Origin of the sequence: Undibacterium sp., assembly GCF_030683615.1 — a bacterium.
GTDB lineage: Bacteria > Pseudomonadota > Gammaproteobacteria > Burkholderiales > Burkholderiaceae_D > Undibacterium > Undibacterium umbellatum.
Genome location: NZ_JAUXQE010000007.1, coordinates 149,355 through 168,404 on the forward strand (window position 1 = coordinate 149,355; position 19,050 = coordinate 168,404).

General features: G+C 49.4%; 14 protein-coding genes and 1 tRNA gene. 6 read left to right on the forward strand and 9 right to left on the reverse strand.

The genetic code is table 11. From position 1 onward, the window contains the following. Positions 1-239 precede the first annotated feature (239 nt). Positions 240-896 carry a transcriptional repressor LexA gene (lexA, locus tag Q8K39_RS04795; RefSeq protein ID WP_305258512.1) on the forward strand — a complete coding sequence of 219 codons (657 nt, stop codon included), beginning with the start codon at positions 240-242 and terminating at the stop codon, positions 894-896. Positions 897-1,053: 157 nt separating this feature from the next. Here lexA and lon read toward each other — a convergent pair whose 3' ends face one another. The 7 genes from lon to Q8K39_RS04830 all read right to left on the reverse strand — a co-directional run bounded on the left by lon (position 1,054) and on the right by Q8K39_RS04830 (position 11,890). Beyond that, positions 1,054-3,474 carry an endopeptidase La gene (gene lon, locus Q8K39_RS04800; RefSeq protein WP_186955503.1) on the reverse strand — a complete coding sequence of 807 codons (2,421 nt, stop codon included), beginning with the start codon at positions 3,472-3,474 and terminating at the stop codon, positions 1,054-1,056. A gap of 237 nt (positions 3,475-3,711) precedes the next feature. Beyond that, positions 3,712-4,977 carry an ATP-dependent Clp protease ATP-binding subunit ClpX gene (gene clpX / locus Q8K39_RS04805; RefSeq protein ID WP_186955504.1) on the reverse strand — a complete coding sequence of 422 codons (1,266 nt, stop codon included), beginning with the start codon at positions 4,975-4,977 and terminating at the stop codon, positions 3,712-3,714. Between the two features lie 268 nt (positions 4,978-5,245). Then, the gene (clpP, locus tag Q8K39_RS04810; protein ID WP_305258513.1) at positions 5,246-5,872 is read right to left on the reverse strand and encodes an ATP-dependent Clp endopeptidase proteolytic subunit ClpP; all 627 of its coding nucleotides are present in this window, start codon (positions 5,870-5,872) and stop codon (positions 5,246-5,248) included. Positions 5,873-5,889: 17 nt separating this feature from the next. Beyond that, entirely contained in the window at positions 5,890-7,239 is a 1,350-nt protein-coding gene (tig, locus tag Q8K39_RS04815; RefSeq protein WP_186955505.1) for a trigger factor, read from the reverse strand. 28 nt (positions 7,240-7,267) lie between these two features. Continuing rightward, positions 7,268-7,354: transfer RNA gene (locus tag Q8K39_RS04820), tRNA-Leu, on the reverse strand. A gap of 256 nt (positions 7,355-7,610) precedes the next feature. After that, on the reverse strand, positions 7,611-10,709 hold the full coding sequence (locus tag Q8K39_RS04825) for an efflux RND transporter permease subunit (protein WP_305258514.1): 3,099 nt from the start codon (positions 10,707-10,709) through the stop codon (positions 7,611-7,613). Continuing rightward, the gene (locus Q8K39_RS04830) at positions 10,706-11,890 is read right to left on the reverse strand and encodes an efflux RND transporter periplasmic adaptor subunit (RefSeq protein ID WP_305258515.1); all 1,185 of its coding nucleotides are present in this window, start codon (positions 11,888-11,890) and stop codon (positions 10,706-10,708) included. Before Q8K39_RS04830 ends, Q8K39_RS04825 begins: the two co-directional genes overlap by 4 nt. Before the next feature lie 207 nt (positions 11,891-12,097). Between Q8K39_RS04830 and hpnC the strand changes: the two genes are divergently transcribed. From hpnC to Q8K39_RS04845, 3 genes are all read left to right on the forward strand, one after another. Then, complete coding sequence (gene hpnC, locus Q8K39_RS04835; RefSeq protein WP_305258516.1) at positions 12,098-12,907, forward strand: squalene synthase HpnC; 810 nt, start codon at positions 12,098-12,100, stop codon at positions 12,905-12,907. Positions 12,908-13,118: 211 nt separating this feature from the next. Next, positions 13,119-13,367 carry a hypothetical protein gene (locus Q8K39_RS04840; RefSeq protein WP_305258517.1) on the forward strand — a complete coding sequence of 83 codons (249 nt, stop codon included), beginning with the start codon at positions 13,119-13,121 and terminating at the stop codon, positions 13,365-13,367. A 34-nt stretch (positions 13,368-13,401) separates the two neighbouring features. Continuing rightward, a complete protein-coding gene (locus tag Q8K39_RS04845; RefSeq protein ID WP_305258518.1) occupies positions 13,402-14,106 on the forward strand; it encodes a M24 family metallopeptidase in 705 nt (234 codons plus the stop codon). 95 nt (positions 14,107-14,201) lie between these two features. Here the strand turns inward: Q8K39_RS04845 and Q8K39_RS04850 are convergent, their stop codons facing one another. Continuing rightward, the gene (locus Q8K39_RS04850; protein ID WP_305258519.1) at positions 14,202-15,050 is read right to left on the reverse strand and encodes a hypothetical protein; all 849 of its coding nucleotides are present in this window, start codon (positions 15,048-15,050) and stop codon (positions 14,202-14,204) included. 414 nt (positions 15,051-15,464) lie between these two features. On the opposite strand from Q8K39_RS04850, the gene hpnD reads away from it, so the two are divergent. Together hpnD and hpnE are read left to right on the forward strand one after the other, a co-directional pair. Further along, positions 15,465-16,298, forward strand: coding sequence for a presqualene diphosphate synthase HpnD (gene hpnD / locus Q8K39_RS04855; RefSeq protein WP_186955509.1), 834 nt, complete (start codon positions 15,465-15,467; stop codon positions 16,296-16,298). Next, complete coding sequence (gene hpnE / locus Q8K39_RS04860) at positions 16,291-17,664, forward strand: hydroxysqualene dehydroxylase HpnE (protein ID WP_305258520.1); 1,374 nt, start codon at positions 16,291-16,293, stop codon at positions 17,662-17,664. The genes hpnD and hpnE overlap by 8 nt, the downstream gene beginning before the upstream one ends. Here the strand turns inward: hpnE and radA are convergent. After that, positions 17,661-19,046: a DNA repair protein RadA gene (gene radA, locus Q8K39_RS04865; protein ID WP_186955511.1), complete on the reverse strand. Its 1,386-nt coding sequence runs from the start codon at positions 19,044-19,046 to the stop codon at positions 17,661-17,663. The two genes, hpnE and radA, sit on opposite strands and share 4 nt — an antisense overlap. Positions 19,047-19,050 lie beyond the last annotated feature (4 nt).

The following is a 19,050-nucleotide window of genomic DNA, read 5'->3' on the forward strand; positions in this document are numbered from 1 at the left end:
TAGCCCGCCTCGGCGTCAAGACGAGTGCGGGAAGAGGAAAGCCGATAATAATAACCCAGTTTTTCATATTGATCAATTGGATCAGTGACTTAGCTGCTTTATAGGCCAATTTAGACGTTAAAGTGAGGTATTTTTTCACATTTCGGACAGATCTCGAGGATTTTGACTTGCATATTCAGCTCTACTGTATAAAAATACAGACTGCTTGTATATACAGCACCTTCACACTAGAAAACACCATGCTTAAACTCACCGCCCGCCAGGAACAAATTCTTAACCTGATTAAAGATGCCATTCAAAACACAGGCTTTCCCCCTACACGCGCTGAGATTGCAACAGAATTGGGGTTTCGCTCAACCAATGCTGCAGAAGAACATTTGCAAGCACTGGCACGCAAAGGGGTTATAGAAATTGCGGCAGGTACCTCACGCGGCATTCGACTGCTGGAATCGAAGCTGTCCAACCATATCACCGGCAAACAACCGCCCCCACTTCACTCTACCTTGATTCAACTCAGCCTGCCACTGGTGGGCCGCGTCGCTGCTGGTTCGCCCATCCTCGCCAGCGAGCATATTGAATCCACTTACCATGTTGACCCTTCCCTGTTCTCTGCCAAACCTGACTTTTTACTAAAGGTACGCGGCATGTCTATGCGCGATGCCGGTATATTTGATGGCGACTTGCTGGCAGTAAAAAAAGCCGACAGTGCCCGCAATGGCCAGATCGTCGTTGCACGCCTGGGTAATGATGTGACAGTGAAACGCTATAACAAGACTGGTAACCTGATAGAACTAATACCGGAAAACCCCGATTATCCTGTCATTAAAATCAGTGACACGGAAGAAGATTTCGCGCTGGAAGGGCTGGCGGTTGGCCTCATGCGCAACTGGGTTTGAGATTAACCTGTGCATGATTTTTGCCCTCTCAAGTATTTCATGTAAAGGCAGAATCACAAACTTATTGACACCAGCTTGCCACCAAACTTTCGTTAGCGGTTGACATAAAAAAACGTCCGGATATCCGGACGTTTTTCATTTCAGAAACATACATTACTTAGTGCTTGACCACAGTAGTATCAGCTGTTGCTTCTGTTGGAGCAGCTGCCGGTGTAGACGCCACCACGGCTACTGGTTCGTCAACCAAAGGAACGGGCTGGGATTCCAGTGCAATTTCGAGGACTTTGTCTATCCACCTTACCGGGATGATTTCCAGCTTGTTTTTGACATTATCAGGAATCTCAGTCAGATCCTTGGCATTTTCCTCAGGTATCAGCACAGTCTTGATACCGCCGCGATGAGCCGCCAGCAATTTCTCTTTCAAGCCACCGATAGGCAAGACTTCGCCGCGCAATGTGATCTCACCAGTCATGGCAACATCTGCGCGGACCGGGATGCCAGTGAACACGGATACGAGCGCCGTGGTCATGGCGATACCGGCAGATGGACCATCTTTTGGTGTTGCACCTTCAGGTACGTGGATATGAATGTCACTCTTTTCGAATACATCTGCCTTGATACCCAGACGCTTGGCGCGGCTGCGTACTACAGTGCGGGCTGCTTCGATCGATTCTTTCATGACATCACCCAGAGTACCAGTACGGATGACACCACCTTTACCTGGCATGGCGACAGCTTCTATAGTGAGTAAATCGCCGCCCACTTCAGTCCAGGCCAAGCCAACGACCTGGCCAACCTGGTTATCCTTGACGGCAACGCCAAAGTCATAACGACGCACACCCAAGTACTTATCCAGGTTCTTGGAATTGACCGTGGCTTTTTTCTCGGTCTTTTTCAGCAAGAGCATTTTCACGACCTTGCGGCAAATCTTGGAGATCTCCCTTTCCAGCGAGCGCACGCCTGCTTCGCGTGTGTAATAGCGAATGATGTCACGCAAGGCACTTTCTGCCACGGTGATTTCGCCTTCTTTCAAACCATTGTTCTTGATTTGCTTAGGTAACAGATAACGTTGCGCAATGCTAGTTTTTTCATCCTCGGTATAACCCGACAGACGAATGACTTCCATCCTGTCGAGCAAAGCTGGCGGGATATTGTAGGAATTGGAGGTCGCTACAAACATCACATCAGACAAATCGAAGTCAACTTCGATATAGTGATCCGAGAAAGTGTGATTTTGCTCAGGGTCCAATACCTCTAGCAGGGCTGACGAAGGATCGCCACGGAAGTCAGCGCCCATCTTGTCCACTTCATCCAGCAAGAACAAAGGATTACGCACGCCAACCTTGGACAGGCTTTGCAAGATCTTGCCAGGCATCGAACCTATGTAGGTACGGCGATGACCGCGAATTTCTGCTTCATCACGTACCCCGCCCAAGGCCATACGCACGAACTTGCGGTTCGTTGCACGGGCAATGGATTGCCCCAGCGAGGTTTTACCAACACCAGGAGGACCCACGAGACACAGAATAGGCGCTTTCAGCTTGTCGACGCGCTGTTGTACTGCAAGATATTCCAGAATGCGCTCCTTGACTTTATCAAGGCCAAAGTGTTCGTCCTCCAACACTTTTTCAGCATTCGTCAAATCATTATTGACCTTGGATTTTTTCTTCCATGGCAAATTGACGATGGTGTCGATGTAATTACGCACGACAGTAGCTTCTGCCGACATCGGTGACATCATCTTGAGTTTTTTCAACTCATTCTGTGCTTTGTCGCGGGCTTCTTTAGGCATTTTGGCAGCCAGGATTTTTTTCTCCAGCTCGTCAATATCGGCGCCTTCTTCACCCTCGCCCAGCTCTTTCTGTATCGCCTTGACTTGCTCGTTCAGGTAATACTCGCGTTGGGATTTCTCCATCTGGCGCTTGACGCGACCACGGATACGTTTTTCGACTTGCAAGATGTCAAGCTCGCCTTCGAGCTGGCCCAGCAAATGCTCAAGACGTTTTGCCACACTGAAGATTTCCAGAATGACTTGTTTCTGCTCCAGCTTCAAAGGCAGGTGCGCGGCGATGGTATCGGCCAGGCGGCCAGCATCATCAATACCAGACAGAGAGGCAAGAATTTCTGGTGGAATCTTTTTGTTCAGTTTGACGTACTGGTCAAATTGCTGAACGATGGCGCGACGCATCGCCTCCACTTCTGACTCATCACCTTCGTCAACGGCGATAGGTGTCAGATCAGCAAAGAAATGCGATTCAGAATCATGAATCTTGCTGATACGTGCACGTTGCGCACCTTCAACCAGCACCTTGACGGTGCCGTCGGGCAATTTCAGCATTTGCAAGATATTGGCAATACAGCCAATTTCATAAATATCGTCGGCAGAAGGCTCATCCTTGGCAGCCGCTTTTTGGGCAGCAAGCATGATGCTCTTGCCCTGATCCATGGCGGCTTCAAGCGCTTTAATGGATTTGGGGCGTCCCACAAACAGGGGGATTACCATGTGCGGGAATACAACAACATCACGCAGTGGCAATAACGGCAATTGGGTTTGTTCGGTAATCAGAGTAGTCGTCATGGCGCACCTTTCATAAATACTGGTTAACAATGTTGGCGCACTGGGCGGAAACACAAGCCCATTCTGGAAAAAAACAATAAAAAAAGCCACTCAGAGAGCTTCCCCGGGTAGCTTTACGATTGAAGCCAGAATCGTTTTGTTAAATCATTGTACTTCGAAACAATTTAAAACAAGGCAAATAAATAAAAAATGGGGAGTTAACTCCCCATTTTTCTTACTTCATGGCAAACAATGCCATCAGGCTCCAGCCACTTTTGGTTGCTCATGGTAAATCAGCAAGGGTTTTGCACCATTGGTGATCGTGCTTTCATCAATGACAACTTTCTCCACATTCTGGTGGCTAGGCAAGTCATACATGACATCCAGCAAAGCATGCTCAAGGATGGAACGCAAACCACGAGCACCAGTTTTACGCATAATAGCCTTTTTGGCAATCGCCTGCAAAGCCGCCGGGCGGATTTCCAGTTCAGTACCTTCCATCTCCAGCAATTTTGCGTACTGCTTGATCAGGGCATTTTTTGGTTCCACCAGGATTTGGATCAACGCCGCTTCATCCAACTCATTCAGTGTCGCGATGACTGGCAGACGGCCAACCAACTCAGGGATCAGACCAAACTTGATCAGATCTTGCGGCTCAGCATCTTGCATGACCTCACTGGCGCTCTTTTCCGCCTGGCTCTTGACGCTGGCTGAAAACCCTATGCCACTGCGCTCAGAACGGTCAGAAATGATCTTGGCCAGGCCATCAAATGCACCACCACAGATGAACATGATGTTTGTCGTATCAATCTGGATGAAATCCTGATTCGGATGCTTTCGACCGCCTTGAGGTGGCACGGATGCCATCGTACCTTCAACCAGCTTCAGCAAAGCTTGTTGCACACCTTCACCGGAAACGTCACGGGTAATTGATGGGTTGTCTGATTTACGGGAAATCTTATCAATTTCATCAATATAAACAATGCCCTTTTGCGCACGCTCGACTTCATAGTTGCAATTTTGCAGCAATTTTTGAATAATATTCTCGACGTCTTCACCAACATAGCCCGCTTCGGTCAGGGTAGTCGCATCGGCAATGACAAAAGGTACATTCAGCATGCGCGCCAGGGTCTGCGCCAGCAAGGTTTTGCCGGAACCAGTCGGACCTACCAGCAAGATATTACTCTTTGCCAATTCAACATCGTCTTTTTTGCCCAAATGCTTGAGACGCTTGTAATGGTTGTACACCGCGACTGCAAGGATACGTTTGGCACCCAACTGACCAATCACATACTGGTCCAGCAAGTCAGTGATTTCTTGCGGCGTAGGCAATTCAGTTTTCGCGCTGGCAATATTATCAATCTCAGACACTTCGTCACGAATGATGTCATTGCACAAGTCAATACACTCGTCGCAAATGAATACGGATGGCCCTGCTATTAATTTTTTAACCTCATGCTGACTCTTGCCGCAAAACGAGCAATAGAGCAACTTTTCTCCGCTGGAGGATTTTTTATCGGGCATGATACGTATATGAAATAAACAAAATTAATCTATAAAACTGATGATTAAACTGCAGCTTGACAAAACTTTACACAGGCCTTGCCCGCGCAAACCAACCACAAATTTCCTCAGCTTCTTGGTCTTGCATATTACCTGCAAAAACGGCTTTCGTCATGACATCAATATGCAACTATGGGGAGCAATGAGACATTATAGAACAGAATGAAAAAACGCCCGGACCGTTACGGAACAGGCGTTCTTGTTTTGATAAGCTACGTAAGTGAGCAACTCAAGCGCGATGCGCCAGTACCTTATCGATCAGACCATACTCTGCAGCAGCGTCCGCTGACATGAAATTATCACGATCTGTGTCCTTGGCAATTTGCTCCAAGCTACGACCAGTTTTTTCAGCCAGGATACCATTCAAACGTTCGCGCAAATACAAAATTTCACGTGCCTGAATTTCAATATCAGATGCCTGTCCTTGAGCGCCGCCCAGAGGTTGATGAATCATGATACGGGAATTTGGCAAAGAGAAACGCTTGCCCTTGGCACCGGCAGCCAGCAAGAAGGCACCCATGGATGCCGCCAGGCCAGTACACAAAGTTGACACATCAGGCTTAATAAACTGCATGGTATCGTAGATTGCCATACCAGCAGACACCGAACCACCTGGAGAGTTGATGTAGAGTGAAATATCCTTATCAGGATTTTCACTTTCCAAGAACAGCAACTGTGCGACGATGAGGTTGGCAGCCTGGTCATTGACCGGACCAACCAGGAAAATCACACGCTCCTTGAGCAAGCGGGAATAGATGTCGTATGCACGCTCACCTCTGCCGCTTTGCTCAATCACCATAGGCACCATGCCCAGCATGTTTGTGTCCAGTGCCGAATTACGGATGATGCCTGTCATGTGTTTTCCTTTATTTATTACGCTTGTGCGTTGTTACCCATCAATTCGTCGAAAGGCAGAACTTTGTCTGTTACCTTCGCTTTACCCAGCACATAGGTAACGACGTTTTCTTCTAATACAAGGGCTTCAACTTCAGCAAGACGATTGCGATCGCTAAAATAATACTTAACGACTTGCTGTGGATCTTCATAGCTTTGGGCAAAATCTTCAACTTGCGCTTTGATTTGCTCGGTTGTTGCTTGCAGACTGTTCGCCTTGACCAGTTCAGCCAGGATCAGACCCAAACGAACGCGACGTTCAGCTTGTGCATTGAACAAATCAGCCGGGAAAGGCACGTCTTTTACATTCATGCCGCGCTGCGCCATGTCCTGACGTGTCATTTCTGCCAGACGCTCGCCATCTTGTGCAACCAAAGTCTTGGGTACGTCGAATTCCACTACCTTGACCAGTGCGTCCATGACACTTTCTTTAGTCTTGGCTTTGACGCGACCACGTACTTCACGCTCCAGGTTTTCCTTGATGTCGGTACGCATCTTGACCAGATCGCCATCTTCTACGCCGAGCATTTTTGCAAATTCGGAATCAACTTCAGGCATGTGCGCCCATTCCAGTTTTGTCAAAGTGATCGTGAATTCTGCAGTTTTACCGGCAACATCCTTGCCATGGTAGTCTTCAGGGAATGCCAATGGGAAAGTCTTGGATTCGCCAACTTTCAAACCGATAGTTGCTGTTTCAAACTCAGGCAACATGCGGCCTTCGCCCAGTACGAATGCAAAACCATCAGCTTTGCCGCCAGCAAATTCGACGCCGTCGATCTTGCCAACAAAGTCTACTGTAGCACGGTCGCCATTCTGTGCGGATTGATCTGCACCGCCGTCGCCGTGCGCACCCTGCTCGCCTTTAACGTGGAAATGCACGCGTTGTTTGCGCAGGATATCGATAGTTTTATCGATTTCAGCATCAGTCACGTCAGATTTGACTTGCTCTACTTCGGCAGCGGACAAATCACCGACTGTGATTTCTGGATATACTTCAAAAGTTGCATCAAATGCCAAGCTACCTTCAACCACGTCTGATCCAGACTTTGGCTCTATGCTTGGATAACCAGCAACACGCAATTTGTTTTCGTTTGCAGCAGCAGCAAAAGCCTGGCCGACTTTATCGTTCAGAACTTCTGTTTCCACTTGATAGCCGTATTGAGCGGCTACCATTTTCATAGGTACTTTACCAGGACGGAAACCAGGCGCTTTTGCTGTACGTGCACGCTGTTTCAAACGCTTTTCAACTTCTGATTGCACATCGGCGATCGGGAAGGAAATCGTCAAGCGGCGTTCCAATTTATCTAAAGTTTCGACTGCAGTTGCCATGAAAATCGTCCAAATAGTAAAAATTCTGTGGTGCGAGGAGGGGGACTCGAACCCCCACACCATTGCTGGCGTCAGGACCTAAACCTGGTGCGTCTACCAATTTCGCCATCCTCGCGGGATGTATGTTTATGTTCACCGGCGCAATGCCGCCACACGTTGAGCACGGCCGTCATAAAAAGCAAAGGGCGACCCGAAATTCAAGCGTCGCCCAAAACTGATGTATGTGGCATTACAACTCCAGCCCGATATTCTACTGGATTTTACCAGCGTGTGCCTTATTTTTTTAAATGCAAGGACAATACACGCCCCAAGACTGAGGTTAATCCACCTTTATCCCTTGCTGACACACTCGTGGCAGCAAGGGGCAGACCCTAAACGCTGGTCTTCTTAACCCTAAACCAGGCCGCGTACAATGCCGGCAAGAATAACAGTGTCAAGGCAGTTGCAATAATCAGGCCGCCCATGATGGCGACTGCCATCGGGCCCCAGAACACAGAGCGCGACAAAGGTATCATTGCCAATACAGCTGCTGCAGCCGTCAGGATAATGGGACGGAAACGGCGCACTGCCGATTCCACAATCGCTTCCCATGGTGGCACCCCCTCACCTATATCATGCTCAATTTGGTCGATCAGAATCACCGAGTTACGGATAATCATACCGAACAGAGCAATCACACCGAGCTGCGCCACAAAACCAAACGGACGTTGCAGTATCAACAAGGCCATTGCTGCCCCTGCCACCCCTAAAGGTCCGGTCAAAAAGACCAGCAGCGATCTGGAGAAACTATGCAACTGCAACATCAGCAAGGTGAAGATGATAAAGATGACCAATGGCACATTCGCCGCAATCGATTCTTGCGCCTTACCACTGTCCGCCGCAGCACCAGCCAACTCTATCTTATAACCAGGTAAAAGACTGGCCCTGATTTCATCCAGCTTTGGTGATACCTGGCTCGAGACCGTTGGGCCTTGTATGCCATCAACCACATCAGATTGCACCGTTACCGCCCACTCGCGCCCCTCACGCCAGACGACGCCAGGCTCCCACGCAAGGTTGATGCGCGCCACTTGCGACAAAGGCACATATTTGCCGCTAGCTGTTGGTACATTGGCATTTCCCAAAGCTTCAACGGTAGAACGTTCATCCACTGGCTGACGTACCACGATGTCGATGAGCTTGTTGCCATCACGGAACTGCCCCACATTAGAACCAGTAAGGATAGTATTTGCTGCCCGCATCACAGATTGCGATGTAATACCGAGTGCACGCAATTTATCCTGATCCAGATCGATACGTACCACCTTGACCGATTCGTTCCAGTTATCGTTCACACCAACCGTATTGGGATTAGCGCGCATGACTTCTTTGACGCGATCAGCAATTTCCCTGACTTTGCTTACTTCCAGGCCTGTTACACGGAATTGCACCGGATAAGGAACTGGAGGGCCGTTCGGCAAAAGTTTCACACGGCCGCGCACTTCAGGAAAATCTGTCTTGAAAGCCTCAATGATTTTCAAGCGCAAGGCTGCACGCGCCTTCAGATCCTTAGGCAAGACCACGATTTGCGAAACGTTGGTTTGCGGGAAAATCTGATCCAGTGGCAAGTAGAAACGTGGGCTACCCGTACCGACATAACTGGTGACGCTTTCTACGCCCTCCTGCTTCTGGATAAAGGCTTCAAACTTCATGGCTTGCGCCTCTGTCGCCTTAAAGGAAGCCCCCTCGGGCAACCACAATTCCACCATCAACTCAGGGCGACTGGAATCAGGGAAGAATTGTTGTTCAATAAACTTGAATCCATACACCCCAAGCATAAACACCCCAAGCGTAATGACGATCGTGGTTTTGCGCCAGGTAACGCACCAGTTCACCAATGCACGGAAGCGGGTATAAAACGGCGTATCAAAAATCTCATGCTCACTCCCCCCAGAACCTCCATGCGGCTTGACCTTCAGCAGCAGATAGCCCAGATAGGGTGTAAAAATAACCGCCGCCAGCCATGAAATCAGCAAAGCCAGGGCATTCACCGAGAACATCGAGAAGGTGTATTCACCGGCAGCAGATTTAGCCAGGCCAATTGGCAAGAACCCCGCAGCAGTTATCAGGGTGCCGGTCAGCATAGGCATTGCGGTGGAAGTATAGGCGAAGGTTGCTGCATCAAAGCGCGAGAACCCCTCCTCCATTTTCCTGACCATCATTTCTACAGCAATAATCGCGTCATCAACCAGCAAACCTAGGGCAATAATCAATGCCCCCAGCGATATCTTGTGCAAATCGATATCTAGTATACGCATGAACAGGAAGGTGATTGCCAACACTAACGGTATCGTCAAACCAACGACCAGGCCCGGCCAGATATCCAGCCGAAAAGGCTTGGTATGCAAACCCAGTGCCAGAAAACTGACTACCAAGACGATAATCACAGCCTCTATCAAGGTGCGAATAAATTCACCAACAGAAGATTTGACAGCATCCGGCTGATTGGTAACTTGTTCCAATGTGATGCCAACTGGCAATTTGGCCTTGATTGCAGCCACGTCGATTTGCAGACGCTTGCCCAACGCGATGATGTTACCGCCCTTATCCATGGAAATACCCAGGCCGACAACCTCCTTGCCATTGAATCGCATCTTGTCTTGAGGAGGGTTTTTATACTCACGCTTGACCGTTGCAAAATCGCCGAGACGGAAAGTCGTACCATTGGCGCGTAACTGCAAATTCTCCAACTCTTTCACTGTCATCAGTGCGCCAGAAATCCTTACTTGCAAATTATCTGTGGAAGTTGTCAAAACACCCGTGGCTTCAACCCCATTCTGAGAATTGATTTGCCCGACGATAGTCTCAAAGGGAACACCCAGTTGCGAGAACTTTTTCTGAGAAAACTCAATGTTGATTTTCTCATCCTGCACTCCAAACAACTCAACTTTGGATACAGAAGGAATACGCAGGAATTGCTGACGCACAAAGTCTGCATATTCCTTGACTTCTTCATACTTGAATCCATCGCCAGACAAGGCAAAGATGGAACCATAAGTATCACCAAACTCATCATTGAAAAACGGGCCTACGACGCCAGGTGGCAAAGTCCCGCGCATGTCGCCGATTTTCTTGCGCACCTGATACCAGGATTGCGCCGTATCTTTGGGCGGCGTGGACTCACGTAGTTGCAGAATGATTAAAGTCTCACCTGGCTTGGAGTAGCTGCGTATGGTATCTATGTACGGCGTCTCTTGTAGCTTTTTTTCCAGCTTGTCAGTCACCTGATCAGCCATTTGCAGAGCAGTAGCGCCTGGCCATATAGCCCGCACGACCATTGCACGAAACGTAAATGGTGGATCCTCATCCTGCCCCAGCTTGCTATAACTCAGTATGCCACCCAACAAAAGTACCACCATCAGATAGCGCGTCAGCGGGATGTGCTCCAGCGCCCATCTGGATAAATTGAACCCACGTGAAGAATCGCTCATTTGGCCGCTCCTGCGACCGCTGCCGGGGCAGCATTGCTTGCTGCCACAGCCTTGGCCGGGGCCGCCTCAACGCCAAGAATAGTGACTTTCTGGCCGTTTTTCAGCAGGTTGGCTCCAGCGGTCACTACCACCTGACCGGGCTTGACACCTCCAGCCAGCAAAGCTTCTTCCCCATAAGAACCGGCAACTTGCACAGGCACCAGCCTGACTACTCCAGATTCAACCACCCAGACTGAAGACGCATTTTTTTCCTGAAACAAGGCAGTCAAAGGCACTTTGATTGCATTATTAGGATTTTTTGCATTGAAGCTGACATAAGCTGTCATGCCGAGTTGCACATCCTTATTATCACCAGCAATGCTCACCTTGGCTGTGTAAGTGCGCGTCACAGCATCGGCTATTGGTGACAATTCACGCAATTTTCCAGGCATGGATTGACCAGGATTGGCCCACAAGCGCACATTGACATCCGTCATCTGACGAATGGAATTAACTTTATCTTCAGGAATGCCGACCACAACGTCCATGGCCCCCATTTGCGCCACCCGTACTACTGATGTGCCAGCCGCGACCACCTGGCCTACCTCTGCATCAATGCCTGTGACGACACCATCGACATCGGCCACCAGACTGGTGTATGACGACTGGTTGGACTGGTTTTTATAAGCAGCCAGTGCCTGTTCGTAAGTAGATTGCGCCGCCTTGGCTGCCACTTCTTTGCCATCCAGCACTGCTGCAGCGACAAAATTCTTGGAACGCAATTCTTGATAACGTTTCAGCTCTGCCCTGGCCAAATCACGATTGCTCTCGGCTGCGGTCAAACCTGCCTTGGCCTGGACTTGCGCCAGCGCCAGGTCTTGCGGATCAAGCTGCATCAATACCTGACCGCGCTTGACCATGCTACCTGTATCTACCTTGCGCGCGACAATTTTGCCAGGAACACGAAAACCCAGGCGCGACTCTACACGTGGACGTACCTCACCAGGCAGTTCAGCATTGATATCTACATTGCTGCTTGCCAGGGTAATCGTTCTGACGGGACGGATATCCTCAGTTTTCTCAGCAGGCTTGGAACAAGCGAGCAATAGTGTCGCAGAAGCAAGGATGAAGGCGAATGGAACAGCGCGCCTTCCAGCAAACTGCCTCGCTTGAGGATGGATGGTAGTTTCTGGTGTTAACACAGGAGTTTTCCTTTACTATGCAGGCTTTCCGGGCCGGAACAAAACGGGTAAGAGCTAAAATAGGAGCCAGTTTTTTATTAATTTTTTATATTGACTACATGCTACTGTCAAATAACTGACTTTGCGGTTAGTAATTATAGTTAAGCATCTTGTTTTTGCCAATGACTTTTCGGTCATTAAGATTTTTCATGGAATTTAACTCTACAAATGTCGGTCGACCATTACGAAAATTTCCCTGTTGCCTCGCTCTTGCTTCCTGCCAGGCTCAGACCAGCAGTAAAAACTATCTATGCATTTGCCCGCAGTGCAGATGATATTGCAGATGAAGGCGATGCAAACCCGGAACAAAGACTTAGGCAATTAGCTGAATATGAACATGAACTCGACCGCATAGAAAAAAATACTAGCAGCGAATCACAACTATTCAAGGCACTTGCTGCCATCATCAGCAAATATGACCTGCCTATACAGTGTTTTCGCGATTTACTGTCCGCTTTCAAGCAGGATGTTGTTACTACCAGATACGCTGACTTCCCAGACCTTCTTGATTACTGCGCACGCTCTGCCAATCCGGTGGGCAAGCTGATGCTGCACCTGTACGGAGAAGCCAGCGCAAAAAATTTGCAGGATTCAGATGCCATTTGCAGCGCACTACAACTGATTAACTTTTGGCAAGATGTCGCCATAGACTGGCAAAAACAACGAATTTACCTGCCCCTCGATGACTTGAGCCGTTTTGGCATAAGTGAACAACACATATCCAGCGGCATGCAAAATGACGACTGGCGCAATATGATGCGCTTTCAGGTGGCGCGCGCGAGAAATCTGATGCTGTCAGGCAGTGGCCTGTCCACCCGCCTGCCTGGCAGGCTGGGATGGGAATTGCGTCTTGTGGTCCAGGGCGGACTGCGCATCCTCGAAAAAATCGAGGTCGTCGATGGCAATGTATTTCAGCACAGACCCAAGCTAGGGAAAACAGACTGGCTCAAGATTGCCTGGCGCGCTACTCGCATGTAATTACAAACCGCTCTAAAACCGGGCAAACGATTGCTAACGTCATAGAGTGTTAAAAAGCCGCTGGAATTTTTAAATCATTCCTGTTTTCGACCAATAGCAATAGGAGATATGCAGGAATGAACTTAAAATCAATCTCTCAATTACGTTAAACAAGCTAGGCTCGACACAACGCTGATCAGAGAACGGGCCTGCGATGAATTCTGGAGTCTGAATGCAAACTTGTATATGTCGTTGCACTTTCCTACTATTTCTATTGTCACTGAGCGGCTGCACCGTGATTGCGATAGCTGATGCTGCTGTTTCAACAACTGTCAAAGTCGGCAGTGCCGTAGTGGGAACCGCAGTCGATGTCACCCGTGCAGGTGTGCGGGCTGTTACCAGCAGTGACAGCGAGGACCACAGTGACAAAGCAGACAACAGCAACGATGGCGACTCAAGCAACAGCAATCACAACAAGTAAGTCCTGCATTTTGTACGTTAGCCCACTCAATATCATGCCAACAGCATTGCAAATTGCCAAGCACAAAGAAGTGCAGAACGCTGCCAAGACAGTACTGGCGCGCCTGGCAAGCATGATCACCGACCATGATACCGAGCAAAGCATTGCAGAAAAAGCCTATGCCATGCTCTGCGAATCGGGTTATCGCGATACCTGGTATCACCAGTGCCCTGCTCTGGTCTTGCTTGGTTCACGTAGTTGCGTCTCCATTTCTGGCAGCGACTATCAACCCGGCAAAGAAATGGTCGGAACTTCTAACCTAATCACCGTCGATTTAAGCCCAAGCCATCAAGAATATTGGGGTGACTGTGCCCGCTCATTTGCTGTAGAAAATGGGAGAGTCACCCTTACTCCGCAGTCGCTTGAGTTCCGCAATGGACTTTGTTTTCAACAACACCTGCACGCCCAAATGCTGGAAACAGTGACACCAAAAACCACTTTTGGTCAGTTGTTTGACTGGGCTAATTTGCGCATACGGCAAAATGGTTTCGTGAATCTGGATTACCGCAATAATGTAGGTCATAGCATCGTCACGGATCGCGACGACAGGCAATACATCCAATCAGATAACAGACTGGAATTAGGTGAAATTTCCTTTTTTAGCTTTGAACCCTTCATTCGCCTGAAAGGCGGGAAATGGGGTTTCAAACACGAAGGAATTTTTTACTTCAATGAGCAAGGCAAGCTCGAAGAGCTATAAGCCTGCAAACTTAATGTAAGTTGCTTGTTATTTGAGAATGAAAAAGGCTGGGCAGATAAATATCTGCCCAGCCTTTTTTCTTATACTAACTACAGTTAAGTCTTGGCGCAATCGACCACAATATTGGCAGACGCTGCTGGATTAGCGGCATCAACAACACCCGTACCGCCAGTCACCTTACAAGTCTGGCCTGTAGGTTGTGTATCTACGGTGACATTGAAGGGCTTACCAGTCAACCAGCTCCAGCCAAACAAATAATTGCCAGGTGCGCTGACTGCATATTTATCAGCATAGCCATCAACAGTATTCACCAAGGTCAACACTGTTCCTGCAGTCAAACCATTGACCGTAAACTTGACCGGCACCGCAGGCACGCAAGTGACGACTGACGTCAATGCTGCTGGCAAATTGGCATTACTGGCTGTACCAGTGCCGTTGGCAACCGTACAGTATTGTGAAACTGGCGGTAAGCCGACCGAAATTGCGTAAGTCGTTCCACTCACAACAAAATCGGTAAACTTAAAGCTGCCATTCGCAGTGACATTGGCTTTGTATAGATTATTGTTGAGCAAGATCATGGAAGCACCATCAGTCATGCCTGCAACCGTACCGCCCAAAGGTACATTTGGCGTACAGGTGACAGCAATATTATTGACAGCAGCCTCGCCACTCATTTTGCCGCTACCATTTGCGACTGTGCAATTAACAGAGTTTGGCTGCTGAGCAACACTAATGGTGTAATTGCCATTGCTAGCTACATTGAATTGGAAAGTGCCATCTGCATACAACGTCTGGAGATAATTACCTTCATTACGCAAGGTAAGAGTATCGCCACTTCCCAAGCCTGTTACTTTTCCGCCCACGGTTGTGTAGACATACCCACCGCATCCGGCGAGAACTATGCCTGCGCCAGCTACCATTGCTGCAAATTTCGATTTATTCAAGATATTCGTCCGGATTGTTAATTTTTTCAAAAGCAGTGCTCGCTCTAAAGAGGCACAGTATAACGCGCTGCCTATTATACGTTCAGTCCTGAGCAAGATGACAGTTCTTCGTTTCGATTACAATATGTTACGGCAAAATCATCCCTTTCCGATGTTTCAGGTCCTCGCAAAATCAGGAAATCTCATTAATTACCCTAAGATCACGCTAATCTACATAAAATCATGTATGAATATGTCGCTGAACTGTATCAGTTAATAATAAATTCATATTTTCCATGTAAACTGCGACAAACATCTCTTTAGGTGAGTCCCTTACTGATAAAAACTGCGCATGATATTTGTGGGCAGCGCCACAGTTTGTTAACATAGCCACTTTTTTGGCTTTCTCTGCCGCCACTTATTACAAAATCACGCATGTCTCCAGACGAATATTGCCAGCAAAAAGCTGCACAAAGTGGCTCCAGTTTTTACTATAGTTTCCTGTTTTTGCCCCAAGCCAGAAGGCGGGCAATTACCGCGCTGTATGCATTTTGCCGTGAAGTCGATGACGTTGTGGATGAAAGCACGGATGATATGGTGGCCCGTAGCAAGCTCGGGTGGTGGCGCAAGGAAGTCCAGGCCATGCTAGCGAACCAGCCCACACATCCCGTGACGAAGGCTTTGCTGCCGCACATGGCAGATTATCAGCTTGATGGCGCTCACCTGCAGGCGATTATCGATGGCATGGAAATGGACCTCAACCAGACCCGCTATCTCGACTTCAACGCCCTGCAAAAGTATTGCTGGCATGTCGCTGGCGTCGTCGGTATTTTGTCGGCCAGTATTTTTGGCATCACCAATCCGCAAACCCGCGAATTTGCCGAAAAACTGGGACTGGCCTTCCAGATGACCAATATCATCCGCGATGTCGGTGAAGATGCGCGCAAAGGCAGGATTTACCTGCCCGTGAACGAATTACAGCAATTTAATGTCACTGCGGCCGATATTCTGAATGCACGCCACAGCACGCAATTTGAGACTCTGATGCAATTCCAGTATGAGCGTGCGCAAAAACTGTATGAAGATGCCTTTGCCCTGCTGCCGCCTGAAGACCGCAAGGCACAAAGAACAGGCTTGATCATGGCAGCGATCTATCGTGCCCTGCTGGTAGAGATACAGCGCGATGGTTTCCATGTACTGAATCAGCGTATCTCGTTGACACCCATACGCAAACTCTGGCTGGCCTGGAAAACTTACGTCCGTGGCTAAAAGAGATGCGCTGAAAAATCAGTCTGTTGCAGTCATCGGCGCTGGCTGGGCTGGTTGCGCGGCTGCGTGCGAACTGGTACAACAAGGTGCGCTTGTCACTTTACTCGAATCCAGCCGCAATCTGGGTGGTCGCGCCCGTGGCGTTACGGTGCATGGACACGAACTCGACAATGGCCAGCATATTTTGCTGGGTGCCTATACCGAGAGTTTGCGCCTGATGCGACTGGTTGGCGTCGATACGCAAACTGCCTTGTTGAACCTGCCGCTGCAAATGGTCTATCCAGCGCTGGAAGATGGCATGTCATTTATCACCCCGCGCTTGCCTGCACCACTACATTTATTGCTGGCACTAATTAGCTCCGCTGGCCTGAGCTTCGCTGACAAAATGGCGCTCGCCAGGTTTTCTTCGACCGCACGCTGGATGGGCTGGCGCTTGAATGAAGATTGCAGCGTCATAGAATTACTGGAGCGCTTTGATCAAACGCCCCGCTTATGTCGCCTGATGTGGATACCTCTTTGCATTGCTGCCCTGAATACACCACCAGAGCGAGCATCAGCCCAGGTATTTTTGAATGTCTTGCGTGATAGCCTGGGAGCTAGACGTGCAGCTTCTGACATGCTGATACCCCGCCTGGACCTGAGCAGCATCTTGCCAGAAAAAGCGGCTGAATTCGTACGTGTTCATGGAGGGCAAGTTTCGACTGCACATACCGTCACTGGTTTGCAGCAAAGCGAACATGGCAAATGGCAATTGGAATTAAAACAGGCTGAAGCAAGCAATGTAGCCAACTATGACGCTGTGATACTGGCATGCGATTTCGCCAATGCAGACAGATTACTGTCTACATTGCCAGCCACAGACCAGGCAGTGCCATTGCCGGCAATGAGTTACGAACCCATTACTACCTGTTATTTGCAATATGCGCAGAACGTGCGACTGCCGCGCCCCATGCTGGCTTTGCTCGACGATGCCGGGCAAAAAAAATGGGGACAATATGTATTTGACCGTGGCCAGTTGCACACCGATCAGGCTGGATTGCTGGCAGTGGTCGTGAGTGTGTCGCAAGCAGCAACTGAAATTGACAAGCATGAACTGGCCATGGATATTGCAGCGCAGTTGGCACAAAGCCTGGGCATGCCAGAACTGGCGCAGCCGATATGGCATCAATGCATCTCGGAAAAGCGCGCCACCTTCAGTTGCGCGCCCGGTTTGCACAGGCCAGACAATCTTACTGCCTATCCTGGCCTGTATCTGGCAGGCGACTATACCAAGGGCGACTATCCGGCCACCCTGGAAGGCGCAGTTCGCAGTGGTATCGCAGCCAGCCAGGCTATCATCAAAGACTTGAAAGCAGCAAAAAACTAATCCTGAATTTCGCTATCAACATCGCGGATTCTGGATAAGGCTTCTTCTATCCTGTCCACGCCTATAATGGTCAGTCCTTCGATTTTTTGTTTCGGCGCGTTCGATTTCGGGATCATGGCGATGGAAAACCCTAGCTTGGCGGCTTCGCGTAAGCGTTCTTGCCCCCGTGGTGCCGGACGTATCTCACCAGCCAAACCAACCTCGCCAAATACCACCAGGCCGCGCGGCAAGGGTTTATTTCGCATGGAAGAGTTAATCGCCAACAGCACGGCCAGATCGGCCGCTGGTTCGGCAATCTTGACGCCTCCAACAGCATTGATAAAAACATCCTGATCAAAGGCTGCCACGCCCGCATGCCTGTGCAACACAGCGAGCAGCATGGCCAGGCGATTTTGCTCCAGACCTACCGACAAACGGCGCGCATTGGGTGCGTGCGAACTGTCGACCAGCGCCTGTATCTCTACCAACAAGGGCCGCGTACCCTCTTGCGTGACCATGACACAGGAGCCGGCCACCTGGGTGTCATGTTGCGACAGGAATAAGGCGGAAGGATTGGATACACCTTTCAAACCTTTTTCAGTCATGGCAAATACACCCAGCTCATTGACCGCACCAAAACGGTTTTTTATAGCGCGCACCAGACGGAAGCTGGAATGGGTATCGCCTTCAAAATACAAGACCGTATCGACGATATGTTCCAGCACACGTGGGCCTGCCAAGGCACCTTCTTTGGTGACATGCCCAACCAGGATCATGGTGATATCCATAGTCTTGGCAACGCGCGTCAACTGGGCTGCGCATTCACGCACTTGAGCGACTGAACCAGGCGCTGAACTAAGGGCGTCAGAGTACATGGTCTGGATAGAATCAATGACCACGACCTGTGGCTTATGTTCAGCCAATGTATTCAGGATTTTTTCCAGTTGTATCTCAGCCTGCAATTGCAAGTCCTTGGCGTCCAGCGACAAGCGCTTGGCGCGCAGCGCAATCTGTGCACCGGACTCTTCGCCACTGACGTACAAGACTTTTTTAATACGCGCAAGGTTGGCCAAGGCCTGCAATAGCAATGTCGACTTACCAATACCTGGGTCACCACCGATCAGCACGACGCCACCAGCGACCAGCCCACCACCAAGCACGCGGTCAAATTCATCTATGCCTGTACCAAAACGCGGTACATCGAGCGCCTCGATTTCAGCCAGGTTCAACACTGGGGCGGATTGTGCCAGCCCCTGGGGTTTGACACTAAAACGATTACCGACTGATTCGACGATGGTTTCGACGAGCGTATTCCACTGCCCACAAGCGGGGCACTGCCCAGCCCATTTATTAACAATACCACCACATTCGGTGCAGGTAAAATTGGTTTTTGCTTTTGCCATGTTC

Bases quoted from the DNA above. Each gene is read 5' to 3' on its own strand.
- lexA (WP_305258512.1), top strand. From the start codon at position 240: ATGCTTAAACTCACCGCCCGCCAGGAACAAATTCTTAACCTGATTAAA.
- tig (WP_186955505.1), bottom strand. From the start codon at position 7,239: ATGGCAACTGCAGTCGAAACTTTAGATAAATTGGAACGCCGCTTGACG.
- hpnC (WP_305258516.1), top strand. From the start codon at position 12,098: ATGTCGGTCGACCATTACGAAAATTTCCCTGTTGCCTCGCTCTTGCTT.
- radA (WP_186955511.1), bottom strand. From the start codon at position 19,046: ATGGCAAAAGCAAAAACCAATTTTACCTGCACCGAATGTGGTGGTATT.
- Q8K39_RS04840 (WP_305258517.1), top strand. From the start codon at position 13,119: ATGCAAACTTGTATATGTCGTTGCACTTTCCTACTATTTCTATTGTCA.
- Q8K39_RS04825 (WP_305258514.1), bottom strand. From the start codon at position 10,709: ATGAGCGATTCTTCACGTGGGTTCAATTTATCCAGATGGGCGCTGGAG.
- Q8K39_RS04845 (WP_305258518.1), top strand. From the start codon at position 13,402: ATGCCAACAGCATTGCAAATTGCCAAGCACAAAGAAGTGCAGAACGCT.
- hpnD (WP_186955509.1), top strand. From the start codon at position 15,465: ATGTCTCCAGACGAATATTGCCAGCAAAAAGCTGCACAAAGTGGCTCC.
- clpX (WP_186955504.1), bottom strand. From the start codon at position 4,977: ATGCCCGATAAAAAATCCTCCAGCGGAGAAAAGTTGCTCTATTGCTCG.
- lon (WP_186955503.1), bottom strand. From the start codon at position 3,474: ATGACGACTACTCTGATTACCGAACAAACCCAATTGCCGTTATTGCCA.
- clpP (WP_305258513.1), bottom strand. From the start codon at position 5,872: ATGACAGGCATCATCCGTAATTCGGCACTGGACACAAACATGCTGGGC.